Origin of the sequence: Pseudooceanicola marinus (genome assembly GCF_002786295.1) — a bacterium.
Taxonomy (GTDB): domain Bacteria; phylum Pseudomonadota; class Alphaproteobacteria; order Rhodobacterales; family Rhodobacteraceae; genus Pseudooceanicola; species Pseudooceanicola marinus.
Map to the genome: position 1 here is coordinate 261,068 of NZ_PGTC01000029.1, position 2,156 is coordinate 263,223.

At 69.2% G+C, this 2,156-nt stretch carries 2 protein-coding genes and 1 pseudogene; all 3 read right to left on the minus strand.

What is annotated here, in order from left to right:
- Window positions 1-232 (minus strand): annotated as a pseudogene (locus CVM50_RS21855) (hypothetical protein); the annotation flags it as partial.
- A gap of 14 nt (window positions 233-246) precedes the next feature.
- Window positions 247-1,020 (minus strand): helix-turn-helix domain-containing protein, encoded by a 774-nt coding sequence (locus tag CVM50_RS20560; protein WP_085887256.1) that lies wholly within the window; start codon window positions 1,018-1,020, stop codon window positions 247-249.
- A 422-nt stretch (window positions 1,021-1,442) separates the two neighbouring features.
- Window positions 1,443-1,994, minus strand: a complete 552-nt coding sequence (locus tag CVM50_RS20565; protein ID WP_100148563.1) for a hypothetical protein — start codon at window positions 1,992-1,994, stop codon at window positions 1,443-1,445.
- Window positions 1,995-2,156 lie beyond the last annotated feature (162 nt).

Below are 2,156 nucleotides of genomic sequence, written 5' to 3' on the forward strand. Positions count from 1 at the left end.
AGAAGTCCCGCGCCCTCCCCTCGCCCTTCGAGCGCATCGCCTCGAAGAGCCGCCGCAGGTTCGCGTCGCTCATGTAGGCCAGCTCGTCCGCCAGCCGGTCCAGCCGCTTGCGACCTTCGTCTGCAACGACTGTCTTCGGGAACCGGAACCCGATCCCCTCCAGTGGCCCCAGCAACAGCCGGCGCACCCGGTCCCGCTTCGTCTCGTGATCCTGATCCTGCTCGATCCGCATCCTCTTGCCCTTTCTCAGCCCAGTCCGATTGCCTGCAATTCGTCCCGCCCTAGGATCTCTTCCGCGACGAGGCAGTCCCGCACCCGTCCCGGGATCCGCTCCGCGTTCACCGATCCGCCCCTTCGCAGATGCGCCGCCACCTCCCGGGCATCCGCCCGTTCATCCTCGGTGAAGAACCGCGCCGGCCTCGCGCGCCCGGGCGTGCCCGCCTCCGCGCGCAAGGTTCCTTTCAGGTTCTTTTCAGGTTCGTGTCCGACCGTCCGGACACGGGATTGCCCATTTTCCGGACACGGGATCGGCTGTTTTCCGGACACGGCTCGCCCCTGTCCCGTGTCCGATTTCCGGACACGGCTTTCCCTTCTATCCCGTGTCCGGTTTTCGGACACGGCTCCCCGGCCCGCGCTGGCGAGATCCCGTGTCCGGTTTCCGGACACGGCTCCGTCGGCGCCTGCGGTCTCCCGTGTCCGGATTTCGGACACGGGTTTCTCGCCGCTCTCTGCGGGGGCCTCTTCCATGTCGCAACCCAGCAGATAGAGGCTCGACAGCTGCTTGTGGGTGCGCTTGTCCGAGCGCTGGACGCGCCGGATCAGCCCCTGCTCCTCCAGCAGCTTCAGGTGCACGTTCACCGTCGAGCGGCTCATGCAGCACTCCTGCGCCAGCGTCTCCTGCGAGGGGTCGCAGCGACGCGTATGCGCGTTGTGGCAATCCGCCAGGCAGACCAGCACCAGCTTGGTCGCAGGCTTCAGCCCCCGCTGCGCGAAGGCCCAGTTCATCGCCGGAATGCTCATCGGCCCCTCCTGCCCGCAGGCAACACGTCTCCGCGCCCGGAACCACGGTTCCGAGCCCTCTTCTGTCCAGTCATCTCCTGTCCTCCAGGTCGTCCGCCCGCTGCCCGGGCCTGTATCGCGGCCTCAGGGGCCGGCTGTTCGACGCAGAGCGCACCCGCCCGGTCCCGTCAGAGCGGCACCGGTGATCGGGGCGCGGGGCGCCAGAAAGACCGCGCAGCGCCGAAGAGCGCGCACGGCCTGTTCAAAAGGGGGAGGTCCCGTCGGGGGCGCAGTCGCCGGATGGGGACTGGCGCTACGCCCCCCGGCGAAGCCAGTGGGGACACAGAGCGACGCCAGGCGCGCCTGGGGAATGGCGCGCACGTCCCCCCAATCTAGCGCAGGCCTGACCGTGTCAAACTGCGACGCTACGTAAGCATAGTCCCTCACGCCACCCTCCTCCGCTTTGCCGCGGGGATGTCCAGCTTCAGCCGATCCCGGCGCAGGCGCACCGCATCCTTGTGGCAGCCGGCGAGCCGGGCGATCTCCGTCAGCCCGCGCTGGCCATCGACCAGCGCCAGGATCTTCCGGGTGATCTCCTCGTCATCGCCCGAGACGGACTTCTCGCGCCCGCCCCGGAGCGGCGCGGGCTTCGGCCGGGCGATCTCCAGCCCGTCCTCACGCGCCACCCGCTGGATGCGCTGGCGCGCCGTATGGCGCAGCAGGATGATCTCGCTGATGCTCAGCCCGTCCTTGATGTCCTGGGCGATCTCGCGATCTTTCAGCCGGTCCGCCAGTGTCGGCACCTGCGTGCGCTGCATCGTCCGGAAGCCGCCCTTGAAGGCCTCGTTGCGGGTGATGAGCGACTGGGTCTTCGGGTCCCAGACGTAGTCCCGGTCCATGCCGCTGACCCCCGCGGGGATGCGGCGCTTCTCTTCCGGAATACGCTCCAGCGCCTCGTCGATCAGACGGCGCTCTTCTGCGGTCACGATGTCCATGCGGGCCTCCCGGGTCTCTGGTCTTCAAGGGTCAGCGGCAGCGAGGGCGCCGCGCTCTGCGGCGGCGCCAGATGTGCGGGCAGCACCGGATAGTCACCGGGGCGGGTCAGCCGCGGGCGGCAGGGCGGAATGCGCCGCAGCACCGTCGGGCCGTCCCGGTCC